The organism is Luteimonas salinisoli (assembly GCF_013425525.1).
GTDB lineage: Bacteria > Pseudomonadota > Gammaproteobacteria > Xanthomonadales > Xanthomonadaceae > Luteimonas > Luteimonas salinisoli.
In genome coordinates, this window is sequence record NZ_JACCKA010000031.1 from 66,900 (window position 1) to 74,369 (window position 7,470).

Genomic DNA, 7,470 nt, shown 5'->3' on the forward strand with positions numbered 1-7,470 from the left:
CGCGGCGCGCTCCCGCCGATGTCCTCGTACTATCGGCGCCAGGGGTGCCAACCGGGGGAGCCGTGCACGACGACGATCAACTGCTGTGGCAGGCCGCGGATGCGGTGCTCGACCGGTTGCTCGATCTGCCGGCCGTGGAGCGCGACGCGGCACTGGCGGCGATGGCGCTGGCTCCGGAACTCCACGCCGTGGTGGCGCGCCTGCTCGCCGCCCATGGCCGGCATCGCGGTCCCCTGGACGGCGCGCCGCTGGGCGCGGGCCTCGCCGGGCGCCGAATCGGCGACTGGACCCTGGAGGAGGTGATCGGCCGCGGCGGCATGGCGGTGGTCTACCGCGCCAGCCGCGGTGAAGGCGCGCAGCGCCAGGTGGCGGCGCTCAAGCTGCTGACGCTCGGCGCGATGGTCTCGGGCGGCGTGCGGCGGTTCCGGCGCGAGCAGGCGATCCTGGCGCGGCTGCGGCATCCGCACATCGCCCAGCTGCTCGAGGCCGGGGTGCTGGAGGACGGCACCCCCTGGCTGGCGATGAGTCTGGTCGACGGGGAGCCGATCGACCTGTGGTGCCGAGCGCATGGCCTCGACCTGCGCGAGCGCGTGCGGTTGCTGTTCGACGTGTGCTCGGCGGTGGCCCATGCGCACCGCAACCTCATCATCCATCGCGACATCAAGCCCTCCAACGTGCTGGTCGACGGCGATGGCCACGTCCGCCTGCTCGACTTCGGCATCGCCCATCTGCTCGAGGCCGCCGACGGCACCCCGACCGGAACCCAGGCGATGGTGCTGACGCCGCAGTTCGCCGCACCCGAGCAGTTCCTGCGCGCCCCTGCCAGTACCGCAATGGACGTGTACGGGCTGGGGGCTTTGCTCTATCACCTGGTGGTGGGCCGGCCGCCGCGCCCCAGCGGGCTGCCGGACGAGCCGGTCACCGCGCCTTCGCGGGTGCTGATCGCCGCGACCGCCGCCGGGACCGACGGCACCGGGTTCCGGCGCGGGCTGCGCGGCGATCTGGATGCCATCGTGCTCAAGGCGCTGGACCCCGACCCGGAACGGCGCTACGCCTCCCCAGGCGACCTGGCCAGCGACCTGAGCGCATGGCTCGACCGCCGCCCGGTGCAGGCGCGCGCAGCGGGGCCGGGCTATCGGTTGCGGTGCTTCGCGCGCCGCCACCGGGTTGCCGTGGCGGCCAACGTCGCGCTGCTGCTCAGCCTGGGCGGCGGGGTCGCCGCCACCCTGTGGCAGGCCGCCGAGGCGCGGCGCGAAGCCGCGCGCGCGACCGCGGCCAAGGACTTCCTGGTCGACCTGCTGCAGTCGCCGGACCCCGCCAGCCGCGGCGGCCGGATCGTGGATACCGCGCAGGTGCTTCGTCTCGGCGCGACCCGGGTGCGCGAGCAGTTCGCAGCGCAGCCGGCGCTGCGCACCGAGTTGCTGCAGGTGATCGGCCGCGCGCAATGGCACCTGGGCGACCTGGAAAGCGCGGAAGCGGCGCTCGACGCCGCGCTGCAGAGCGCGGTCGATCGCGAACAACGCGGCATCTCCCACCTGATCCTCGGCGAGATCCATCAGCAGCAGGGCCGGTTCGACGACAGCCTCGCCCAGCAGCAGGCAGCCATCGCAGAGCTCACCGGCCTGCGCAGTGCCCAGGCGCGGCGCTCGCTGGTCTACGCGCACCTGTACCGGGGCCAGGTCACCGCGCACCTGGGCGATGCCACGGCGGCGCTCCCCATGTTCGACCTGGCCGAGGCCCTGGAGGCCGCGCTGCCGCAGCGCGACCCCCGGCGCCGGATGCACCTGCTGGTCCACCGCGGCCAGAGCCTGCTGGCCCTGCATCGGCCGGGAGAGGCGCTGGAGGTTCTGGAAGACGCGCTGGCGTTGGTGCCCGAGCCGGGGATCGCGGACCTGCCGCTGCTCACCACCCTGGCGCAGGCCAATGCCCGGCTGGATCGCCCGGCGCTGGCCGAGACGTACTACCGCCGGGTGGTGGACACGATGCGCGCAGCCTATCCCCCCGACAACCCCGCGCTCGCCACGCCGCTCAACAACCTGGGCAGCCATATCGCGGATCGTGGCCGCGGACGCGAAGCCGAGCCGCTGTTGCGCGAAGCCCTGGAGCTGCGCCGTCGTGCCGGCGGCGAGGGCGAGGGTGGCGGCAGGCTGGCGCCGGCGCTTACCAACTACGCGGTGCTGCTGGCGGCGCTCGGACGCGAGAACGAAGCGGTGCCGATGCTCGAGGAAGCGTCCGCCGCCGCCGATGCCGCCTTCGGCCCGGTCGATTTCCGCAGCCTGATGGTGCGCAGCTACCTGGCCCAGGTGCATGGCCAGCGCGGCGATGCGCCGGCGACCGACGCGGTGGCCGGCGAGCTGCAGGCGCGGATCCTGGAACTGGGCGAGATGTCCGGCTGGCCGCCGGCCCTCGCCGGAACGCTGCGCCGGCTCGCGCTCGCGCAGCTGCTGCTGGGGCGCACGGACGACGCGCTGGCGGAGCTCGACCGTCTCGACCTGCTGGCCCGCGCCACCGGACGGCCGTTGTCCGCCCCCGACCTTGCCCAGTCCCTGGCGCTGCGGCTCTACGCGCTGGCGTTGCAGGAGCGGCGCGATGGTGCCGGCACCGCCCGCCTGGCCCGGGAGCTGGCGCAGCTCGGCGAAGAGCACCGGTTCGCCCGCGCCACCGCGGTGCTGGCGCTCGGCTCGCAGCGCCAGCCCGGTGATCCGGACGCCGCGCCGGAGCGGATGCTCGCCGAGGTCGCGCAGTCGTTCCCGGAGGGCGAGCTGCCTGCGCACTACCGCCTCATGGTGTCCAGGCTCGCCTCGGTTCGACGCTGAGTCCGGGGAGCGGCCCGGCGGCCGCCCCGGACCGGTCGCGCCCGTCGCCGCCCGCACGCTGGATCGGCGAGAATCCGCCCTCGCCAACGAAGGAATCCGCCATGGCCGGCGCCAGCCTGCTCACCCTGCTCGACGACATCGCCAGCATCCTCGACGACGTCGCGGTGCTGACCAAGGTCGCCGCCAAGAAGACCGCCGGCGTGCTCGGCGACGACCTCGCGCTCAACGCCCAGCAGGTGACCGGGGTCAAGGCCGACCGCGAACTGCCGGTGGTCTGGGCGGTGGCCAAGGGATCGGCGATCAACAAGACGATCCTGGTGCCGGCGGCGTTGGCGATCAGCGCCTGGCTGCCGTGGGCGGTGCTGCCGCTGATGATGATCGGCGGCGCGTATCTCTGCTACGAGGGCTTCGAGAAGATCGCCCACAAGTTCCTCCATCGCGATGAAGCGGCACGGCATCGCGCCGAACACCTGCAGGCGATCGCAGATGAAAACGTCGACGTGGTGGCGCGCGAGCGGCAGAAGATCAAGGGCGCGATACGCACCGACTTCATCCTGTCGGCGGAGATCATCGTGCTGTCGTTGGGCGTGGTCGCCGGCCAGCCGTTGCTGCAGCGGCTGCTGGTGCTGGTGGCGATCGCCACGGCGATGACCGTGGGCGTGTATGGGCTGGTGGCTGCGATCGTCAAGCTGGACGATCTCGGCCTGCACCTGACCGGCCGCGGCGGCGTGCGCGCGGCGGTCGGCCGCGCCATCCTGGCCGGCGCGCCGTGGCTGATGAAGGGCCTGTCCGTGGCGGGGACCGCGGCGATGTTCCTGGTCGGCGGCGGCATCCTGGTGCACGGGGTGCCGGCGCTGCACCACGCCATCGAGGCGATGCTCCCGCCGGGGATGCTCGGCTCGCTGGGCGCGGCGCTCGCCAACGCCGCCGCCGGCATCGTCGCCGGCGCGGTGGTGCTGGCAGCGGTCTCGCTGTTCCGGCGCCTGCGCGGCGGCACGGCCGCGGCGCACTGAGCCGGCCGGCGGCGTCGGATGGTGTTTGGGCCCGCCGGGTTGCGGGCGGCGCTGTCGCCGCGGCGACGGTGCTGGCTAGACTGGGCCGCCCGCCGCACCGGCCGCCCATGCCTCGCCTGCCATCCCGCAACGCACCCGCACTGCTCCGAGACCGCGGCCGGCGTGGGCCCGGCCGGTGAGCGACGTGGAGACGCGGTGCGTCGACGTGGCGGTGATCGGCGGCGGCGCGGCCGGGTTGATGTGCGCGCAGGTGGCCGGAGCGCGCGGCCTGCGGGTGCTGGTGCTGGAGGGCGCCAACCGGGTCGGCAAGAAGATCCTGATGTCGGGCGGCGGACGCTGCAACTTCACCAATACCGGCACCGGGCCGGAGAACTTCCTCTCCGCCAACCCGCACTTCTGCAAGTCGGCGCTGGCGCGCTACACGCCCTGGCATTTCCTCGAGCTGGTGGAACGGCACCGCATCGCCTGGCACGAGAAGGAGCTCGGCCAGCTGTTCTGCGACGAGTCCTCGAAGCTGATCGTGCGGATGCTGCTGGACGAGTGCGCGCGGGCCGGCGTGCGCATCGAGACGCAGTGCGCCATCGCCCGGGTCGAGGCCGCCGACGACGGGACCTTCGCGATCGAGAGCCGCCTGGGCCGTACCGTCGCGACGAAACTGGTGGTGGCCAGCGGCGGCCTGTCGATCCCCAGCATGGGCGCCAGCGGATTCGGCCACGCGCTGGCGCGGCAGTTCGGCCATGCGCTGCAGCCCACCCGCGCCGGGCTGGTGCCGCTGACCCTCGGTGGCCGCCATCTCGAGCACCTGCAGGATCTCAGCGGCGTGTCGCTGCCCGTCGCCGCGACCTGCAACGGCCGGACGTTCCGCAACGCCATGCTGCTCACCCACCGCGGCGTCAGCGGCCCCGCCATCCTGCAGATCTCCTCCTACTGGCAGCCCGGCGACGCGCTGCGCCTGGACCTGCTGCCGGAACACGACGCCCTCGTGCTCCTGCAGCGCTGGCAGCGCGAGCGTCCGGCCGCCGAGCTGCGCACCCTGCTTGCCGAGGCGCTGCCGAAGCGATTCGCGCAGCGCCTGTGCGAGCACTGGCTGGACAGCCGGCCGATGCGCCGATACACCCCGGCGGAGCTGCGCGCGATGGCTGAGACGTTGTGCGCCTGGCCGCTGGTCGCCAGCGGCACCGAAGGTTATCGCACCGCCGAGGTCACCCTGGGTGGCGTGGATACCGGCGAAGTGTCTTCGTCCAGCTTCGAGTCGCGGCGGGTGCCCGGGCTGCACTTCGTCGGCGAGGTGCTGGACGTCACCGGCTGGCTCGGCGGCTACAACTTCCAGTGGGCCTGGGCATCGGGGTATGCCGCGGGGCAGGCGCTGTGAAGGGCAGGCAGGGCTGAACGGGGCCCCGGCCGGGCCTTAAGCCCCCCGGGCGCGGGCCGATAAGGCACGTACCGGCAGTCCCCGTCGGCGGCGCAGGCGCCGTCCGCGGCGCCATCACGCAGACCGATGTCATGAGCACGCCCCCCTCCAGCTTCGCCGCCCTCCGGAGCCGGTTCGCCCAGGCCCGCCTCAATACCCGTTTCCTGATGCTGGGCCTGGCCAGCGCGGCGGCCCTGGTGGCCCTCGCCGGTTTCGGGCTGTACGCCGAGCGCGAGGCGCTGCTGAGCGAGCGCCAGGCCGCCGTGCGCGCCACCGTCGACATCGCCCACGGGCTGATCGAGGGCTATGTGGCGCAGGCCGCGGACGGCGCGATGGAACAGGCCGAGGCCCAGGCCCAGGCGCTGGACGCGGTGCGCCGCCTGCGCTACGGCGCCACCGGCGACGACTATTTCTGGATCAACGACATGCATCCGCGCATGGTCATGCATCCGATCAACGCGAAGCTGGACGGCCAGGACCTCAGCGAGTACGAGGACCCCGAGGGCACCCGGCTGTTCGTGGCCTTCGTCGACACCGTGCGCGCCCAGGGCTCCGGCTTCGTGCCCTACCTGTGGCCGAAACCCGGCCACGAGGAGCCGGTGGCCAAGCTGTCGTTCGTGCGCGGCGTGGAGGCATGGGGCTGGGTGGTGGGATCGGGCGTCTATGCCGACGACGTGGATGCGGCGGTGTGGGCCAGCGCGCGCAAGATCGGCGCGTTCTTCCTGGCCACCCTGGCGGTGCTGCTGGGACTGGGGTGGCTGATCGCGCGCAGCATCGTCGGCCCGCTGGCCGGGGCGACCGCGGCCGCGCGACAGATCGCCGCCGGCCAGCTCGACGGCGCGGCGCTGCAGGGCGGACGCGACGAGGTCGGCCAGCTGCTCGCGGCGATGCAGACCATGCGCGAGCGACTGGGCGCGGTGATCGCCGGACAGGTGGAGATGGAGCGCCGCCACGAGGCCGGCGAGATCAGCTACCGCATCGACAGCGGCGCCTTCGAGGGCGCCTACGCGGAAATGGCCGCCAAGACCAATGCCCTGGCCGCCTCGCACATCGCGGTGATGACCCGCCTGGCCGAACTGGCGCAGCGCTACGCGATCGGCGATCTCTCGGACGACATGCCGCAATTGCCGGGCGAGAAGGCGGCGCTGACCGAGGCGATGCGGGCGACCAAGCACAACCTCGGCGCGGTGAACGCGGAGATCGGACGCCTGGCCGCCGCCGCGGCGCGCGGCGACTTCAGCGCCCGCGGCGACGAATCGCAGTACCAGTACGCCTTCCGCGAGATGGTGGCTGCGCTAAACACCCTGATGCAGGAGGCCGATGCCGGTCTGACCGACGTCGGCAGGATCATGGCGGCGCTGGCCGACGGCGACCTGACCCAGCGCGTGGAGCGCCAGCACCAGGGTGCGTTCGGCGACCTCGCCGGCGACGTCAACCGCACCGTCGAGCGCCTGGCGACGATCGTCCGCGGGATCCAGGTGTCGGTGGCGTCGATCCGCACCGCCTCGGGAGAAATCGCCGCCGGCAACTCCGACCTGTCCGCACGCACCGAGCAGCAGGCCGCCTCGCTGGAGGAAACCGCCAGCTCGATGGAGGAGCTGACCTCGACGGTGAAGGCGAACGACGAAGGCGCGCGCCAGGCCAACCAGCTGGCCGCGGGCGCCGGCGAAGTGGCCGAGGCCGGCGGCAAGGTCGTCGCCGAGGTGGTGACCACGATGGGAGCGATCAGCGAGTCCTCCCGGCGCATCGCCGACATCATCGGCGTGATCGACGGCATCGCCTTCCAGACCAACATCCTGGCGCTCAACGCCGCGGTGGAGGCCGCGCGCGCCGGCGAACAGGGCCGTGGCTTCGCGGTGGTGGCTTCCGAGGTGCGCAGCCTGGCGCAGCGCTCGGCCGCGGCCGCCAAGGAGATCAAGGCGCTGATCGAGGATTCGACGAAGAAGGTGGAGCTGGGCACCGGCCTGGTCGACCGCGCCGGTTCGACGATGCAGGAGATCGTGACCTCGGTGAAGCGCGTCAACGACCTGATGAGCGAGATCACCGCAGCCAGCGCCGAGCAGAGTTCGGGCATCGAACAGGTCAACCTGACGGTGATCCAGCTCGACGAGATGACGCAGCAGAACGCCGCGCTGGTCGAGGAGGCGAGCGCCGCGGCCCGCAGCCTGGAGGAGCAGGCGGGTGGGCTTGCGACGGCGGTGGCGGTGTTCCGCATCGGTTCGGACGCGGC

Annotated in this window: 4 protein-coding genes; all 4 read left to right on the forward strand. The window is 73.0% G+C overall.

What is annotated here, in order from left to right:
* Window positions 1-62 precede the first annotated feature (62 nt).
* Window positions 63-2,816, forward strand: coding sequence for a protein kinase domain-containing protein (locus tag H0E84_RS04915; RefSeq protein WP_180677519.1), 2,754 nt, complete (start codon window positions 63-65; stop codon window positions 2,814-2,816).
* Between the two features lie 101 nt (window positions 2,817-2,917).
* Complete coding sequence (locus tag H0E84_RS04920; protein WP_180677520.1) at window positions 2,918-3,829, forward strand: DUF808 domain-containing protein; 912 nt, start codon at window positions 2,918-2,920, stop codon at window positions 3,827-3,829.
* A 184-nt stretch (window positions 3,830-4,013) separates the two neighbouring features.
* Window positions 4,014-5,201, forward strand: a complete 1,188-nt coding sequence (locus H0E84_RS04925) for a BaiN/RdsA family NAD(P)/FAD-dependent oxidoreductase (RefSeq protein WP_425600460.1) — start codon at window positions 4,014-4,016, stop codon at window positions 5,199-5,201.
* Window positions 5,202-5,332: 131 nt separating this feature from the next.
* Window positions 5,333-7,470 (forward strand): methyl-accepting chemotaxis protein (locus H0E84_RS20650; RefSeq protein ID WP_180677522.1); only part of this gene is annotated, 2,138 nt, incomplete at its 3' end.